The organism is Pseudomonas sp. MNR3A, from assembly GCF_009650575.1.
GTDB lineage: Bacteria > Pseudomonadota > Gammaproteobacteria > Pseudomonadales > Pseudomonadaceae > Aquipseudomonas > Aquipseudomonas machongensis.
In genome coordinates this window covers 58581-75208 of record NZ_VZZS01000008.1, presented here as the reverse complement: position 1 = coordinate 75208, position 16628 = coordinate 58581, and the positions used below count along the sequence as shown (strand labels likewise).

Genomic DNA, 16628 nt, shown 5'->3' with positions numbered 1-16628 from the left:
TCTTCGCGGGCAAGTCGCAGCGGCGAACCGCCGCTGCGACTTGCCCGCGAAAAGCACGACTCGGTGTTACTCAGGAAAGAATATTTTTCATCGACAGGTTACGCGCGTACCAAGGCCGACGCGGCACCCGCCGCAGCAGGTCGGCGATGCCGTCCTCTTCGCCGAAGGTGATACGCAGCGCAAGCTTCATCACCTCGACATCCATCTCCACCGTCTTGCCCGGACGAATCCCCGGCGTGGTGCTGCACCCATGCGTGTCCGGCCCCAGCCAAGGGTCTGCGACTTCCACCCAAGGGCCCGGCGCGAACCACTTCACGCCATTGACCTCCAGGCGCCGCACCTGGCCCGGGTGATAGCGCTCATGGGCGCGATACCAATCTTCGATCCGGTCGTCGATCCAGCCGTGGAAACCCCAGAACACCGGGTGTACGTGGGAGGAAAACGGATCGCCCAGGAAGTCGTTCTCGCGGCCGAACCAGCGCCCGGCGAAATCCGACGGGTCGCGCGCAAAGGGCACCGGTGCACTGTTGGACGGGTCCCGAGGGACCGAGGCCCAGCACATGTGCAGCCAGTCGTGCAGGTTCATTTCCACTTCCGAACCGAAGGTGCCCAGGCTCAGCTTCGACAGGTACTGCGGGTCCTGGTATTGCGATTCCCAGACCTGGAAATTGCTGCAGAAGGTCTCCCCGGCCTTGATCGCCGACACCCACTGGCCATACTCGTCGTCGCCCGGCGCTTGCCAGGGCGGCGGCACGCAGCAGCCGTCGTGGTTGTCGTAATAGCGGGCAAAACCCTGCCGGTCGAACTCGACATTGGGCTGCGGCAGCGGAAAGCGCTGCCAGGAGGGCAGGTCCTGCAGGGCGCGTGCAGCATCGAGCATGTGCCGGTGCATGAACAGAAAGTCCACGCCCGAACCATTGCGGTGCTTGCGCGGCCCGCGGGCATCGCGTTCGCGGTCCCGCGGCCCTGGCTGCCAGCCCAGGCCGCGCAACGCATTGCGCTTGTCTTCGGGAATCTTGTGCCACTGATCGCGGGTCGCATGCCAGAGCTGATGGAAAAGACGGTGCTCGGGGCTGATGACCCAGGCCTGCATGGCCGGGGTATAGGGCAGGCGCTCACGCGCCTCTGGGAACAGGCGCTTGACGGCAACGAAACGGCTGTCCGCCACCGGCAAGGTCAAGGGCCGATCCAGGCGCTGCAAGCGGCCGCTGAGGGTGCCGCTGCCGGCGTTGGCGAACTCGCCCCAGACCTCGTCGAGGCTGGCCACGCACTCATAGCCCGGCCCGCCTTTCTCACTGAGCAGACGCCAGCGCACCTGGGCAGACGACGCGCCGACCAGATCGCCCAGCACCCGGTAGGCGGCGGGCCCATCAGCCCGCAGGCGCTCGCCGGTATCGACGAAACCGCGCAGGCCACGGCCTTTGGTGGCGACGTCGAAGAACACTTCGACCCCCTCACGCGGCAGGCCTTCAAGGCCGCCATCGGCGCCTTCGAAACGGATATCCCAGACACCGCGCAAATGGTCGGCCAGCAGTTGCCCGGCAAGGTCGGCAAGCTCGACGCTGGCCTCGCCCGGGGTGACGATGTCGTCTTCAGGGTCGTGGGTCAGCTCCTTGTGCGCATAGTAGGCGGCGGTACCCGCGGCCCCCGCCACTGCCAGGCCTGCGATGAATCCTCGTCGGGAAATGGTCATTGCGCCTCTATCCGTTCCAGCCATGCTGCGGCTTCTATCCAAGCTAGAACGTACGCTGGCGGGCAAAATTTACCGGGGCTAATTCACCGCAGGTGGCACTCGTTCCTTCAGAAGACTCCTTGCCAGCAGAGGCTGCCGATGACCTCCTTCCTATCGCGCCTGATACGCCCGCATCGCGCCAGCGCCTACCGGATCTTCGATGTCGAACTCAAGACCATCGTGCCTTTGAGCCCTTCGCTGTGTCGCTTCGTCTTCACCGGCGAAGACATCGGGCAGATGACCACCCTGGCGCCGGACCAGCGCATCAAGTTGTTTTTCCCCTCCCCTGACGGCCAGCCGCCACGACTCCCCCGGCACGAGAAATGGCAGCAGGCACGGCGCGACCTCCCTGCGGAGCAGACGCCCCCAATGCGCACCTACACGTTGCGCGCGCTGCGGCGCGAGCAGCATGAGGTGGAGGTGGATTTCGTCCTGCATGGGATCAATGGCCCCGCCTCGGCCTGGGCGACCCATGCGCGTCCCGGTGATCGGCTGCAGATGGTTGCACCGAACCTCGCCTATGACGGCGACCCCGGCGGTTATGAGTGGAAGCCCCCACGCGAGGCACGGCAAATTCTGCTGGTAGGCGACGAGACCGCGCTGCCGGCGATCGCCGGGGCGCTCGAACAGTTGGCCGACAACCGCCCGCACCTGGCGGTCGAAGCCTTTATCGAGGTTCCCCTGGAACTCGACTGCCTTGATCTGCGCCATGGCCCGGCCACCCGGGTGCACTGGCTGCCCCGCGACGTGCTGGCCTGCGATCACGGCCAAGGCATGCTGCACGCGATACACGAACTTGCCACGCTGCCGAACGCGACAGCGCCCCGCAACGCCGAGCTCGAGGAGGTCGACATCGACCAGCGCCTCTGGGAGCTGGCCAGCGACCAGGCCGCCGCCTTTCACGCCTGGATCGCCGGCGAGTCAGCGACGGTGATGGAGATCCGCCGCTACCTGATCAAAGAGCGTGGCCTGGCACGCGACAGCCTGACGCTGATGGGCTACTGGCGGGCCGGACGCACCCTGGAATAGCGGCGACCGAATAGCGACGACCAGGATCGCACCCGCCCTATTTCCGGGCCCACCCACCAAAACCGCTGTCGCACATCTGTAAATCGATGTCATGACAGCGGATTCCGCCGTCGCTCCGCCGTTAACGACCGAATCCGGTCTCCAGCACCCGCACAAACGACACAAAAAACCCCTCTGCCTCGCGCATCCTGACCCCGACTCCAGAGTCACGGACAGACCTACGCACTTGCGCCGCCCTACAACCAATAACAACACCCAGGGACCACACCTATGCTCTCCATGCGAAAACGCTTCGGCGTCCTGCTGTTCTCGCTGTGTGCCACTGCCGTCCAGGCCAAGGAATGGACAGAAATCCGCTTCGGCGTCTTCCCCGAATACCCACCCTTCGAATCCGTCGCCGCCGATGGCAGCCTGCAAGGCTTCGACATCGAGCTGGGCAATGCCATCTTCGCCAAGCTGCAGGTCAAGTGCACCTGGGTGCACAACGAGTTCGACGGCATGATCCCGGCGCTGCGTGCGCGCAAGTTCGACGCCATCATGTCATCGATGGCGGTCACGCCCGCGCGCCTGAAGCAGATCGATTTCACCGACCGTCTGTTCCTCAGCCCCACTTCGGTAGTGGCGCGCAAGTCCGCCACCTTCGGCGACACCCCCGAGTCGCTCAAGGGCAAGCAGGTTGGCGTGCTGCAGGGTTCGCTGCAGGAGGCCTATGCCCGCGCCGTGCTGACTCCGCTCGGCGCGCAGGTCAAGGCCTACCAGTCCCAGGACCAGAACTACGCCGACCTGCAGAACGGTCGTCTCGACGCTACCGTCACCGACCGCCTCGAAGCCCAGCTGAATTTCCTCTCCAAGCCTGAGGGCGCCGATTTCAAGAGCGGCCCGGCGATCAAGGACCCAAGCCTGCCGCTGGACATCGCCATGGGCCTGCGCAAGACCGATCCGGAGCTCAAGGCCCTGCTCGACAAGGGTATCGCGGCGATCCACGCCGATGGCACCTACGCCGAAATCCAGAAGAAGTACGTGGGCGACCTGGACATCTACAACGAGTGATCGTCGCTGCCAGCGCTGGCCCCGACTTGCCCGCGAAGCGGCCAGCGCAGACAGCTTCAATCCCCAAGCCATCCCGTCGCACGAGACCCCTCTCATGAACGACTTGCTTTCTCTGCAAGGCTTCGGCCCGTTGCTGGCCCAAGGCACCTGGATGACCCTGAAGCTGGCATTCCTGTCGTTGCTGCTCAGCCTGCTGCTCGGCCTGGTCGGCGCCAGCGCCAAGCTGTCGCACTCCAAGCTGCTGCGTATCCCGGCCACCCTCTACACCACACTGATCCGCAGCGTCCCGGACCTGGTGCTGATCCTGTTGCTGTTCTACAGCATGCAGATCTGGCTCAACGACCTCACCGAAGCACTGGGTTGGGACTACGTGGAGATCGACCCCTTCGGCGCCGGCGTGCTGACCCTGGGCTTCATCTACGGCGCCTACTTCACCGAGAACTTTCGCGGCGCGATCCTCAGTGTGCCAGCGGGTCAACTGGAGGCAGCCACCGCCTACGGCCTGAGCCGTGCCCAGCGCTTTCGCCTGGTGCTGTTCCCGCAACTGATGCGTTTCGCCCTGCCAGGCCTTGGCAACAACTGGCTGGTGTTGCTCAAGTCCACTGCACTGGTGTCGATCATCGGCCTGGCCGACCTGGTCAAGGCCGCGCAGAACGCCGGCAAGACCACCAATGACATGCTGTTCTTCCTGTGCGTGGCCGGGTTGGTCTACCTGCTGATCACCACCCTTTCCAATCGTCTGTTCAAGCACCTTGAGCGGCGCTACAACACCGGCGTGCGGGGACTGGCACGATGATCGAACTCCTTCAGCAATACGGCATCGCCTATCTGTACAACGATGGCAGTGGCCTGTCGGGCCTGGCCATGACGCTGTGGTTGTTCCTGGCGAGCATGGTCCTGGGTTTCGTCCTTTCGCTACCCCTGGCGCTGGCGCGGGTGTCGCGCCACAGCTGGCTGCGCGTGCCGGTGCAGGTGTACACCTTCGTGTTCCGCGGCACACCGCTCTATATCCAGTTGCTGATCTGCTACACAGGCCTCTACAGCCTGGAGGTGGTACGCGAACACGCGGTGCTCGACCAGTTCTTGCGCAACGCACTCAACTGCACCCTGCTTGCGTTCGTGCTCAACACCGGCGCCTACACCGTGGAGATCTTCGCCGGGGCGATCCGCAACCTGCCCGCCGGCGAACTGGAGGCGGCCCAGGCCTATGGCCTACGCGGATGGAAGCTGAACCTGTTCCTGGTACTGCCGGCGGCCCTGCGCCGCTCGCTGCCGGCCTACAGCAACGAGCTGATCCTCATGCTGCATGCCACCTCGCTGGCCTTCACCGCCACCGTCGCCGACATCCTCAAGGTGGCGCGCGACGCCAACGCCGCGACCTTCCTGACCTTCCAGGCCTTCGGCGTGGCTGCGCTGCTGTACATGTTGCTGTCCTTCGCCCTGGTCGGCCTGTTCCGACTCGCCGAGCGCCGCTGGATGCGCTTCCTTGATCCCGTACGAGGCTGATTCCATGACCGCCACCGCACTGCCTTTGAACTTCGAACACGCGCCCTCCACCCAGGCCCATGCGAGCGCGATCAAGCTCAGCGTCGACGGCCTGCACAAGCACTACGGCGAGCACCAGGTGCTCAAGGGCGTATCGCTGCAAGCCCGCAAGGGCGACGTGATCAGCCTGATCGGCGCCAGTGGCTCGGGCAAGAGCACCTTCCTGCGCTGCATCAACTTCCTCGAACAGCCCGATGCCGGCAGCATCACCCTCGACGGCCAGACCCTGCAGATCCGCCCCGGCACCCGCACACCGCCACCTGCACAACTGCAGAACCTGCGCACACGCCTGGCGATGGTGTTCCAGCATTTCAACCTGTGGAGCCACCTGACCGTGCTGGAAAACATCTGCCTGGCGCCGCGCAAGGTACTGGGCATCAGTGCCGCCGAGGCCCAGGCGCGAGCGCGCACCTACCTGGACAAGGTCGGCCTGCCCGCGCGCGCCGCCGAGCAATACCCTGCATTCCTCTCCGGCGGCCAACAGCAGCGGGTGGCGATCGCCCGCGCACTGGCCATGGAGCCGGAGATCATCCTGTTCGACGAACCGACCTCGGCGCTCGACCCCGAGCTGGTCGGCGAAGTGCTCAAGGTGATACAGACGCTCGCCGAGGAAGGACGTACCATGCTCATGGTCACCCACGAGATGGGCTTTGCCCGCCAGGTGTCCAGCCAGGTGCTGTTCCTGCACCAGGGACTGGTGGAGGAGCACGGCAGTGCCGACATCCTGGACCACCCGCAGAGCGCGCGCCTGCAACAGTTTCTCTCAAACCGTTTGAAGTGAAGTCACGCCGTATGGATAGCAAGGCCACCCGCTCCCCCGCCAACCCGCCGCTGGACCGCATCGATGAAGCGATCATCGATGTGCTGCGCCACCACGGCAGGATCACCTACGAGAAGCTCTCGACCCTCGTGCACCTGACGCCCAGGCCTTGCCTTGAGCGGGTGCGCAAGCTGGAGCGCCGAGGTGTGATCCGCGGCTACGGTGCGATCATCGACCTGCAGCAGGTGTCGCCTGGCCTGTCGCTGCTGGTCCTGGTGGCCTTGTCCAACCAGAGCGGACGTTCCGCCCAGCGCGCCTTCGAGGCCACCGTGCGGGCCTGCCCGCAGGTCTATGAATGCCAACTGATCAGCGGCCATTTCGACTACAGCCTGCGCATGCGCTGCCGCGACATGGAGCACTACCGGGTGCTGACCGAAGCCTGGATGAACGACGACGAACTGCATATCGACAAGCTGGTCGCCCACCCGGAACTGGCGTCGGTCAAGAGCCTCGCACCACAAGCCTGACCCCTTCAAAATCCCCCATTCGCTGATATCGGGCCGCCTGTCGGCCCGGTATCCAGCGACGCCACACCCGTCAAAATTTATTTTTCCCTCCAACACCCCACGCAGAGCGCCTGCAGTGCACCAGCCTGCAACTGGTCAGACCGGTAAGTCCAAAAGCCCTTGCCAAGCTCGGAAATTCGCGCTTACATTTACCCCGCACTGGACAAACCGGTAAGACCACAATAATTAAGTCCTGCGCTCTTTCGCCCGCCATCCCCTGGCGTGCATCGAAGCAGGGACACCGAATCAGAGATCCCTCCCATGCTCAAATGGTGCTCGCGTTCGATCTTCCTCCAAGTTGTCCTGGGCCTAGCCCTGGGCGTTATCTGCGGTCTCAGCTTTCCCGAAGTTTCCCTGCAGCTCAAACCCCTCGGTGACGGCTTCATCAAGCTGATCAAGATGCTCATCGGCATCATCGTGTTCTGCGTGGTGGTCAGCGGCATCTCCGGCGCGGGCGACCTGAAGAAGGTCGGACGCATCGGCCTGAAGTCGGTGATCTACTTCGAAATCCTCACCACCATCGCCCTGGTCATCGGCCTGGTGCTGGCCTTCTCCACCGGCATTGGTCAAGGTGCCAACATCCACCTCGACCAGCTCTCCAGCGCCGATGCCGGCGCCCTGGCCGATCGCGGTGCGCACATCCACGGCGCCACGGCGTTCTTCATGGAGCTGATTCCGACCTCGGTGATCGGTGCCTTCGCCGACAACAACATCCTCCAGGTCCTGCTGTTCGCCGTGCTGTTCGGCAGTGCACTGAACCTGGTCGGCGAGTCGGCCTCGGGCATCTCGCGCCTGATCAACGAACTCAGCCATGTGATCTTCCGCATCATGGGCATGATCGTGCGCCTGGCGCCGATCGGCGTGTTCGGCGCCATCGCCTTCACCACCAGCAAGTACGGCCTGGAATCGCTGCAGCACCTGGGCGGGCTGGTGGCGCTGTTCTACATCACCTGTGCAGGCTTCGTGCTGCTGATCCTGGGCACGGTAATGCGCGTGTCGGGCCTGAAGCTGATCCCGTTCATCAAGTACCTGCGCGAGGAACTGACCATCGTCCTCGGCACCGCCTCCTCCGACGCCGTACTGCCACAGGTGATGCGCAAGCTCGAACACCTGGGGATCGGCAGTTCCACCGTGGGACTGGTGATTCCGACCGGCTACTCGTTCAACCTGGACGGTTTCTCGATCTACCTCACCCTGGCCATCGTGTTCATCGCCAACGCCACCGGCACGCCGCTGGCCATGACCGACCTGCTGACCATCCTGCTGGTGTCGCTGGTCACCTCCAAGGGCGCCCACGGCATCCCGGGCTCGGCGCTGGTGATCCTGGCCGCCACCCTGACCGCTGTGCCGGCGATCCCGGTGGTCGGCCTGGTGCTGGTGCTGGCCGTGGACTGGTTCATGGGCATCGGCCGGGCACTGACCAACCTGATCGGCAACTGTGTCGCCACCGTGGCCATCGCCCGTTGGGAGAAGGACATCGACATGGAGCGCGCCAACAACGTGCTGGCCGGCAAGCCCGGCTTCGCACCGGTAGCGCGCAAACCGGGCCAGGCCCATCAGCAGGAATTCTGACCGTGCCAGGGCCGGGGTTCAGCGCCGGCCCACAGGCGCCAAGACTCAGGTTTCAATCAGGGAGCGAACCGTGATCAGCTCATCGACCGTCGTCAACTCCGTGGTGGAAAAGCTGCGCAAGGCCCTGGCCCGCGGCCAGTGGCGCAGCGGCGAAATGCTGCCAGGCCAGCGCGAGCTGGCCGAACAATTGGGCATCAGCCGCCCCAGCCTGCGTGAAGCGGTGACCGTACTGGAAACCCTCGGGCTGGTGCGTTCGATGCCTGGCAAAGGTGTGCTGGTGCTGGACGCCGACGCCACGCTGGTACAAAGCACCGATAGCGTCGGCGCTGCCAGCCTGGCCGATGTGCTGGAGCTGCGCTACACCCTCGAGCCCTTCATCGCCGGGCTGGTCGCGCAATCGGCGGGCAACCAGGACATCGGTCAGCTGCGCCTGACCCTGATGGACCTGCGCGAAGCCGTTGACGCCTGCGACAGCGAGGCAGGCGTAGCCGCCTACATCGCCTTCCACGAGGCGCTGTTCGCGCTGACCACCAACCCGATCTTCCAGAGCGTGGTGCAGCAGACCAGCAACGCGCTCAAGCAGAGCGCGGCCATGCTGCGCGACTCCCCCGAACACCTGGCCGCACGGCTCGACGAGAACGAGGCGGTGGTGCGCGCCATCCGCGCACGCAACAGCGCCCAGGCCAGCGCCCAGATGCGCCGGCACATCCTCGCCGAAGGCCAGCGCATGGGCATCGAACTGAACATCCCGGACGACCATCCGGACCCGCATCTTTGACGTCAGGAGAGCGATCATGACCGCCTTCGCCCACGCCGACCCGTGCCTGCCCCAGTTGATCAAGACCGGCGAAGGCCGCCTGGGAGCCGAACAGATCTACCCGCGCCTGTTCGACGCCATCCTCGAACAGCGCCTGCCACCTGGCAGCGCCCTGCCCGAGCAAGCGCTGGGCAATGCCTTCGGCGTCAGCCGCACAGTGATCCGCCGGGTGCTCGGGCGCCTGGCCGACCAGCAGGTGGTGGTGCAGCGCCCCAGCCACACCGCACACCTGGCCGCGCCCGATCCACAGCAGGCGCGCCAGGTGCTCAGTGCACGGCGCCTGGCTGAAACCACACTGATCGGCCTGGCCACCCAGCGCGCGCGTCCGGGGCAGATCCGCCAACTGCGCCAACTGGTCGAGCGCGAGCGCCTGCACCACGAACGCGGCGAGCGCTGCACGGCCATCCGTCTGGGCGGCGAATTCCACCTCAAGCTGGCGCAGATGGCCAACAACGCACCCTTGGCGCGCTTTCTCAATGGCCTGGTGCCGATGACCTCGCTGATCATCGCCCGCTACGAGTCGCCCTGCTGCGAGCACTGCGCCTGGGAAGAGCACGCAGCAATCATCGACGCGGTGGAAGATGGCGACAGCACCGCGGCGCTGGCGTTGATGCACCAGCACCTGGACCGCCTCGAAGCCAAGCTCGACCTCGATCAGAGCGTGCGCGCGTAACGTTTGCGGTAGTCCGCCGGGGTGACCCCGACATGCCGCACGAAAGCGCGGCGCAGGGTGTCGACATTGGCGAAGCCACAGAAGGCGGCCACCTGCTTGGGCGGCTCGCGTCCGCCCTCGAGGCGCTCACGGGCGGCATTGACCCGTGCCAGTTCCACCCAGGCGGCCGGGGTCATGCCCACATCGGCCTGGAACAGCCGGGCGAAGTGCCGCGGGCTGAGACCCGCCCGCTGCGCCAGGCTGGCGATGCTGTGATCCTCGGCCGGATTGGCGGCCACATAGCGCTGCAACCCCTGAAGCACCGAGCGCCCGACCGGCGACGAGGCGCCCTGGCGACTGAACTGCAACTGTCCGCCCGGACGCTTGAAGTACATCACCAACTGCCCTGCCACCTGCTTGGCGAGCTCTCGCCCCAGGTCCTCCTCCACCAGGCTCAACGCCAGGTCCAGCCCGGACGTCACCCCCGCCGCAGTGCGCACCTTGCCGTCATGGACCTGGATCGCATCGGCGTCCACCTGCACCTCGGGATAGCGCTCGGCCAAGGCCTCGGCGACGGCCCAGTGCGTGGTGATGCGTCGGCCATCGAGCAGGCCGGCAGCCGCCAGGGCGAAGGCGCCAGTACAGACTGATCCGTAGCGTCGACAACTGGCGGCGCGCCCCCGCAGCCAGTCGAGGATGCCGCTGCGCAGGTGCTGGCTGGCCGCCTGCGGCGTACCGGCGATCAGCAGGGTGTCGATGGGCTCGTGGGTGTCGCCGATCCAGCCATCGGGCAGCAGGCGTGCGCCGGATGAACTGACCAGTGGGCCGGGTTCGCAGGCCAGCAGGCGCAGGCGATACACCTCGCGACCGGCCTGGCGGTTGGCCTCGGCGAAGACATCGAGCGGGCCGCTGGCATCGAGCAACTGGACGCCGGGCATGGCAAGGATGGCGAGGGTCAGCGAGGGCATCTGGAGATCCTGTAGGCACGCAAAAGGGTGGGTAGCGACAGCATAAAACCCCGACCGACCCCATGCGCAGGCCATGTCTGTCGCAGACCGACAATGGCAGGATATGGCGCATAACGTCAATTGAGGACAGCCACCCGCCCCGCCACACTGACTCCACCACCACACCACCCCAGGAGTCACCCATGTCCACCTCCATCGCCGGTATCCAGGTGCCTGACAGCGCCATGGCCCGTGAAATCACCGAACTGGTCCGCGACACCGCCTCGCCGCTGCTGTTTCACCACTCCAGCCGGGTGTTCTACTTCGCCGCCCTGGCCGGCAAGCGCCTGGGCCTGAAGTTCGACAGCGAACTGCTGTACTGCGGCTGCATGTTCCACGATATGGGCCTGACCCATCAGCACAGCAGCGACTGCTGCCGCTTCGAGGTCGACGGCGCCAACGCCGCCCGTGACTTCCTCAAGGGCCATGGCATCGCCGAACGCGACATCGAGCGGGTCTGGACCGCCATCGCCCTGCACACCACACCGGGTATTCCCGAGTTCATGCACCCGCTGATCGCACTGGTGACCGCCGGTGTCGAGACCGACGTCCTCGGCCTGCACCACGAGGGGCTGAGCGCCACCGAGCGCGACGCCGTGGTCCAGGCCCACCCTCGCGGCGAGCAGTTCAAGGAAGCGATCATCCAGGCCTTCTACGATGGCATCCGCCACAAGCCGCAGACCACCTTCGGCAACGTCAAGGGCGATGTCATCGCCGACAAGGAACCGGGTTTCCATCCCGGCAATTTCTGCAGTGTGATCCGCCAGTCCTGCTGGCCGAGCTGAGGCCTCGCTGGCCAAGGCTTGCCGGGCGCCTTACCATGCGCCCGGCAAATCACACGCCAGGAGGTTTTATGCAACACACCATCGCGCCAGTTGGCGCAGAGCAGTTCGAGCGACTGACCGAACTGTGGGAAGCTTCGGTGCGGGCTACGCACGATTTTCTTCCCGAAGGCTACATCGAACGCCTGCGCCCGCTGGTGCGCGACCAGTACCTGGGCTTCGTCCAGCTGCGCGCAGCATACGATGAACAGGGGCAGATCCTCGGCTTCGCCGGGGTACATGAGGGCAAGCTGGAGATGCTCTTCGTCGATCCGATCTACCGCGGCCAGGGCATCGGCAAGACGCTGTTGGCTGACGTCGTCGCCGAGCTGGGCGTGCGTGAGGTCGATGTCAACGAACAGAACCCGCAGGCCGTGGGCTTCTACCTCAGCCAGGGCTTCGTCCAGACCGGACGCAGCGAAGTCGATGGGCAGGGCGATCCGTATCCGCTGCTGCATCTGAAACGCGAGGGCTGAACATGGCTTTCGCACTGCAAAAAGGGGCCGCTCTGCGGCCCTTCCCGCTCCTATAATCAGAAGACCTCATCCAGCCTCTACCCAGGGAGGCTACCGGCGTGAACCCGCGCATCCCCCTCTTGCTGCTGTGCCTGCTGCTGGCCCTGGCTGGCTGTGCCGGCAAACGCACCCCACCCGCCCCGCCCCCGGCCACGCTCACCCCCGCCCTCTGGCAACAGATCGACCAGGACCTGATTAGCGCCTCGGTTGCCGCCACCGGCTCGGCCAGCGACTATGCCCGTCGCTCGATGCGGGTCTGGCGCGAACAGGTGCAGCAACGCACCGAAAGCGACTTCATCCCCTGGTTCACCGGCTACTGGACCCAGCAATGGCTGACCCTCAAGGTTGCCTGGTACAAGATGAACAGCGGCAACGGCAGTGACCCGCCGGAAAAACGCCTGGCGCTCTACCTGCAGGCGCAGTACCACGAGCGGGTGATCGAACCGGTCGCCGAGCAGATCAACCCCGAAGGCATCCGCGACCGTGCCAGCGCGCTGTACCTGGAACTGTTCGCCCAGCAGTTGCCGACAATCATCCAACGCTACAACGCCCCGCCCGATCAGGTCAGCCAGCGTCTGAATCACCTTGCGGCCATCGCCCTGGGGCCGCCCGCGGCCAGGGATGCGACGCTCTACCAACTGCTGCGCGCCCAGTCACTGGACCAGCAGCCCGCCTGGCAGGCGCTGCGCCAGCACCTGCACGACCAGGCTGCCAAGGCTCCCGGGCAAACCGAGGTGGGGCTGTCGTCGGTGGCCACCCGCGCCAGCGAAAAACTCGGCGCCACCCTGGCTCCGCGCGGCATCGCCAGCGCGGTGGCGGCCGCAGTAGGCAAGGCCGCCGGGGCGATGATCTCGGTGGCGGTGGCCGGTTTCGGCATGATGACCCATGACCGCGAACAACCGCAGATGGTCGAGCAACTGCGGGTGATCCTCAACGTGGCGCTGAACGAGGAATGGCGCGAGCTGATGGAAAACCGCCAGAGCGGCGCGCTCTCGGGGGTGTACTACCTGTCGGGGCAGATCGAGGATGGCCTGTTGTCGGGCACAGGCCGGCCCTGACGCCTCAGGCCACTGCCATGGCCGAGGTCGGCAGACCGAAGATGCGGTCGAACGCCCAGTTGTAGGCGAAGGTGTAGCACGGCACCAGCACGATGAACGCCAGGTCCACCACGAACGCCTCGACCAGGCTCATGTCCAGCCACCAGGCAATCAGCGGAATCAGGTACAGCACCAGCGTCAGCTGGAAGCCCACCGCGTGCGCCACACGACGTGCCAGGCTGCGCCCACGCTTGGCCTGACGGCTTTCCCAGTGTTCGAACAGGCTGTTGTAGACCAGGTTCCAGAACATGGCGATGGTGGTGATCATTACCGCCAGGGGGCCGGTGTGCGAGGCCGGGGTATCGGAGAGATAGGCCAGCCCCAGGGTCGACATGCCCAGGCCGATCAGTTCATAGAAGGTCACGTAGACCAGTTTGCGCTTGACGCCTTGCACCGTGGTTACCTCGGAATGCAGTGAATGAAGGCGACGAGATTGAATCAATATTCTTGACAGAAAAAGTCAGCACCTTTCAGATTGACTGAAAGGAGAACCGCATGAACTTTTCCAGCGACAACATCCAACTGTTCCTCGCCGTGCTCGACCGCGGCTCGTTCTCCGCTGCCGCACGAGTGCTGGGGCGAGTGCCATCGGCGGTGAGCATGGCCATCGGCAATCTCGAGGCCGAACTCGGCTACGCGTTGTTCGAGCGCGGAGCGCGCGAGGTCCGCGCCACAGACCGCGCCCGCGCTCTGGAGCCGCACGCACGGCTGATCGCCGAGCAACTGGGGTTACTGCAAGTGCATGCGCTTGAGCTGTCGCGAGGACTGGAAAGCAGCCTGGCCATCGCCGTGGTGCCGGACATCGACCCGCGTCCGCTACTGGCCGCCATTGCGCGGCTGGGCGAACGCTATCCGCTGCTCGACATCGAACTGCTCAGCGCACCGCAGGAGGACGCCCTGCACCTGCTGGACAGCGGCCGCGTCGGGCTGTGCCTGGCCTTTGCCGGATTGCAGGTCGATCCGCAGCGCAGCTTCCAGCATCTGGGCAGCGAGTCGCTGGTGGCAGCATTGTCGCCCAACCATCCAGCCCTGCGTCAGGGGCGCATCCGCGACCTCGAAGACCTGGTCAGCCTCCGTCAGATCCTGGTACACAGCCGCGACCTGCCGCTGCGCGACACCCGCTCGCTGATCGGCACCACGCACTGGCGCACCGACAGCGTCGACCTGGCCCTGCAGATGGTCGAAGCAGGCCTCGGCTGGGGCGACCTGCCGGCAACACGGGTCGCCCCCTTGGTGGAAGCCGGGCGGCTGGTGCGCCTGGCGTTTCGCAACACCCGCAACGAACTGCAGTTGCCGGTGCATGCGCTGTGGCTCAAGCAACAGCCCCTCGGGCAGGCCGCGCGGGCGCTGGTGGAGCTGCTGGCTGGCGGTTGATCCGCACATGGCCGCTCGTCGGCCAGAACAACGTCTAACTCAACCTTTTGACCGGCAGGCCGATACCGATCCCGACAGGCGCCGCTACGCGCCAAAAGTGCATGGCGGCCTCCCCAGCATCGGCTCAAGGTCTCGAAACATGAACCTGAAGTTCCGCCACAAGATCCTCCTCAGCGCCTGCGGTGTCGTGGTATTGGCATTCGCATTGTTCACCCTCTACAACGACTACCTGCAGCGCAACACCATCCGCCAGAACATCGAATCCTCGGTCCAGCAGGCCGGCGCGCTCACCGCCAGCAGCGTGCAGAACTGGATGGGCGGACGCATCCTGATCCTGGAGAACCTCGCCCAGGACATCGCCCAGCAAGGCACCGGCAATCAGGTCGCCGGGCTGGTCGACCAACCCTCATACACCGGCAACTTCCAGTTCACCTACTTCGGCCAGAACACCGGGCTGTTCACCCAGCGCCCCGACGCACAGATGCCCGAAGGCTACGACCCGCGCAAACGCCCTTGGTATACCGCCGCGGTGAGCGCCAACCAGACCCTGCTGACACCGCCCTACCAGGCATCGGTGGGCGGCCTGGTGGTGACCATCGCCATACCGGTCAAGGCCCGCAACAATGGCGAGCTCCTCGGAGTTGTCGGTGGCGACCTGAGCCTGGACAGCCTGGTCGACATCATCAACGCGGTGGACTTCGGCGGTATCGGCCATGCCTTCCTGGTCGACCGTGAAGGCCAGGTAATCGTCAGCCCCGACAAGGACCAGCTGATGAAGAACCTCAAGGACATCTACCCCGGCAGCGGCCTGCGGGTCGAGCCGGGCATGCAGGACGTGACCCTCGGCGGCGAAGAGCGGATCGTCTCCTTCACCCAGGTCAAGGGGCTACCCTCGGCGCAGTGGTACATCGGCCTGTCCATCGACAAAGACAAGGCCTACGCCGCCCTCGGCCAGTTCCGCAGTTCGGCCATCATCGCCATGATCATTGCCGTGGCCGCCATCGCTGCCGTGCTCGGCCTGCTGATCCCACTGCTGATGCGCCCGCTGACCACCATGGGCCGCGCCATGCACGATATCGCCGAAGGCGAAGGCGACCTCACCCGTCGCTTGCAGGTGCAGCACAAGGACGAGTTCGGCGAGCTGGCCATGGCCTTCAACCGCTTCGTCGAGCGTATCCATGCCTCGATCAGCGAAGTGGCCTCGGCCACGCGGCAGGTGCACGACCTGTCCGAACAGGTGATGAGTGCTTCCAACGCCTCGATCAACGGCTCTGAGGAACAAAGCCTGCGTACCAACAGCGTGGCGGCAGCGATCAATCAGCTCGGCGCCGCCACCCAGGAAATCGCACGCAATGCCGCCGATGCCTCGCAGCACGCCAGCGGCGCCAGCGATCAGGCCAACGACGGGCGCCAGGTGGTGGAGGATGCGATCAATGCCATGACCGCGCTGTCGCACAAGATCAGCGAGTCGTGCGAGCAGATCGAAACCCTCAACGCCAGCACCGACGAGATCGGCAAGATCCTCGACGTGATCAAGGGCATCTCCCAGCAGACCAACCTGCTGGCGCTCAACGCCGCCATCGAAGCCGCGCGCGCCGGGGAAGCGGGCCGAGGCTTCGCCGTGGTCGCCGACGAGGTGCGCAACCTGGCACACCGCACCCAGGAGTCGGCCGAAGAGATCCACCGCATGATCACCAGCCTGCAGGTTGGCTCGCGCGAGGCGGTGCACACCATGAACGCCAGCCAGGTCTCCAGCGAGCAGACCGTGCAGGTGGCCAACCAGGCGGGCGAGCGCCTGGCCAGCGTGACCCTGCGCATCGGCGAGATCGATGGCATGAACCAGTCGGTGGCCACGGCGACCGAGGAGCAGAGCGCGGTGGTCGAGAGCTTGAACCTGGATATCACCCAGATCAACGCACTCAACCAGCAAGGGGTGCAGAACCTCAACGAAACCCTGCGCCACTGCGATGCGCTGACCCAGCAGGCGGGACGCTTGAAGCAGTTGGTGGGCAGCTTCAGGATCTGAAACTGCTTCACTGCACTTGGAGGAGCAGCTGTCTTATTCAAAATCTGACAGCCAGCTCAATCCCT

At 65.3% G+C, this 16628-nt stretch carries 17 protein-coding genes and 1 pseudogene; 15 read left to right on the top strand and 3 right to left on the bottom strand.

Features of this window, described 5'->3' with window-relative positions; translation table 11 throughout:
- Nucleotides 1-70: 70 nt before the first annotated feature.
- Nucleotides 71-1693, bottom strand: a complete 1623-nt coding sequence (locus F6X62_RS05735; RefSeq protein ID WP_054892424.1) for a twin-arginine translocation signal domain-containing protein — start codon at nt 1691-1693, stop codon at nt 71-73.
- Nucleotides 1694-1831: 138 nt separating this feature from the next.
- Between F6X62_RS05735 and F6X62_RS05730 the strand changes: the two genes are divergently transcribed.
- The 9 genes from F6X62_RS05730 (at nt 1832) to F6X62_RS05690 (ending at nt 9744) form a co-directional block, all read left to right on the top strand.
- Nucleotides 1832-2761 (top strand): siderophore-interacting protein, encoded by a 930-nt coding sequence (locus tag F6X62_RS05730; RefSeq protein WP_153772932.1) that lies wholly within the window; start codon nt 1832-1834, stop codon nt 2759-2761.
- Between the two features lie 270 nt (nt 2762-3031).
- Nucleotides 3032-3811 carry an ABC transporter substrate-binding protein gene (locus F6X62_RS05725; RefSeq protein ID WP_153772931.1) on the top strand — a complete coding sequence of 260 codons (780 nt, stop codon included), beginning with the start codon at nt 3032-3034 and terminating at the stop codon, nt 3809-3811.
- 94 nt (nt 3812-3905) lie between these two features.
- Nucleotides 3906-4607: an ABC transporter permease gene (locus tag F6X62_RS05720; protein WP_151924094.1), complete on the top strand. Its 702-nt coding sequence runs from the start codon at nt 3906-3908 to the stop codon at nt 4605-4607.
- Entirely contained in the window at nt 4604-5317 is a 714-nt protein-coding gene (locus F6X62_RS05715) for an ABC transporter permease (protein ID WP_153772930.1), read from the top strand. Before F6X62_RS05720 ends, F6X62_RS05715 begins: the two co-directional genes overlap by 4 nt.
- A 4-nt stretch (nt 5318-5321) precedes the next feature.
- Nucleotides 5322-6137 (top strand): ABC transporter ATP-binding protein, encoded by an 816-nt coding sequence (locus F6X62_RS05710; RefSeq protein WP_232233559.1) that lies wholly within the window; start codon nt 5322-5324, stop codon nt 6135-6137.
- 11 nt (nt 6138-6148) lie between these two features.
- A complete protein-coding gene (locus tag F6X62_RS05705) occupies nt 6149-6643 on the top strand; it encodes an Lrp/AsnC family transcriptional regulator (protein ID WP_054892429.1) in 495 nt (164 codons plus the stop codon).
- 300 nt (nt 6644-6943) lie between these two features.
- Nucleotides 6944-8254, top strand: coding sequence for a C4-dicarboxylate transporter DctA (locus F6X62_RS05700; protein WP_054892430.1), 1311 nt, complete (start codon nt 6944-6946; stop codon nt 8252-8254).
- Between the two features lie 70 nt (nt 8255-8324).
- Nucleotides 8325-9032: a FadR/GntR family transcriptional regulator gene (locus F6X62_RS05695; protein WP_153772929.1), complete on the top strand. Its 708-nt coding sequence runs from the start codon at nt 8325-8327 to the stop codon at nt 9030-9032.
- 16 nt (nt 9033-9048) lie between these two features.
- A complete protein-coding gene (locus tag F6X62_RS05690; protein WP_054892432.1) occupies nt 9049-9744 on the top strand; it encodes a GntR family transcriptional regulator in 696 nt (231 codons plus the stop codon).
- Here the strand turns inward: F6X62_RS05690 and F6X62_RS05685 are convergent.
- On the bottom strand, nt 9726-10691 hold the full coding sequence (locus F6X62_RS05685; protein ID WP_153772928.1) for a GlxA family transcriptional regulator: 966 nt from the start codon (nt 10689-10691) through the stop codon (nt 9726-9728). The genes F6X62_RS05690 and F6X62_RS05685 overlap by 19 nt on opposite strands.
- A 182-nt stretch (nt 10692-10873) precedes the next feature.
- Here F6X62_RS05685 and F6X62_RS05680 point away from each other — a divergent pair, with 182 nt between their 5' ends.
- The 3 genes from F6X62_RS05680 to F6X62_RS05670 all read left to right on the top strand — a co-directional run bounded on the left by F6X62_RS05680 (nt 10874) and on the right by F6X62_RS05670 (nt 13124).
- Nucleotides 10874-11515: an HD domain-containing protein gene (locus F6X62_RS05680; protein ID WP_054892434.1), complete on the top strand. Its 642-nt coding sequence runs from the start codon at nt 10874-10876 to the stop codon at nt 11513-11515.
- A gap of 68 nt (nt 11516-11583) precedes the next feature.
- The gene (locus tag F6X62_RS05675; RefSeq protein WP_112897857.1) at nt 11584-12027 is read left to right on the top strand and encodes a GNAT family N-acetyltransferase; all 444 of its coding nucleotides are present in this window, start codon (nt 11584-11586) and stop codon (nt 12025-12027) included.
- A 98-nt stretch (nt 12028-12125) separates the two neighbouring features.
- Nucleotides 12126-13124, top strand: coding sequence for a hypothetical protein (locus tag F6X62_RS05670; protein WP_153772927.1), 999 nt, complete (start codon nt 12126-12128; stop codon nt 13122-13124).
- Between the two features lie 4 nt (nt 13125-13128).
- Here the strand turns inward: F6X62_RS05670 and F6X62_RS05665 are convergent, their stop codons facing one another.
- Nucleotides 13129-13557 carry a PACE efflux transporter gene (locus F6X62_RS05665; RefSeq protein WP_054892437.1) on the bottom strand — a complete coding sequence of 143 codons (429 nt, stop codon included), beginning with the start codon at nt 13555-13557 and terminating at the stop codon, nt 13129-13131.
- 101 nt (nt 13558-13658) lie between these two features.
- Between F6X62_RS05665 and F6X62_RS05660 the strand changes: the two genes are divergently transcribed.
- From F6X62_RS05660 to F6X62_RS25590, 3 genes and pseudogenes are all read left to right on the top strand, one after another.
- Nucleotides 13659-14537 carry a LysR family transcriptional regulator gene (locus F6X62_RS05660; protein WP_063544036.1) on the top strand — a complete coding sequence of 293 codons (879 nt, stop codon included), beginning with the start codon at nt 13659-13661 and terminating at the stop codon, nt 14535-14537.
- Nucleotides 14464-15708: pseudogene (locus F6X62_RS25595) on the top strand (cache domain-containing protein); the annotation flags it as partial. The gene F6X62_RS05660 and the pseudogene F6X62_RS25595, both read left to right, overlap by 74 nt.
- A complete protein-coding gene (locus F6X62_RS25590) occupies nt 15685-16563 on the top strand; it encodes a methyl-accepting chemotaxis protein (protein WP_371926246.1) in 879 nt (292 codons plus the stop codon). The pseudogene F6X62_RS25595 and the gene F6X62_RS25590, both read left to right, overlap by 24 nt.
- The last annotated feature ends 65 nt before the right edge of the window (nt 16564-16628 follow it).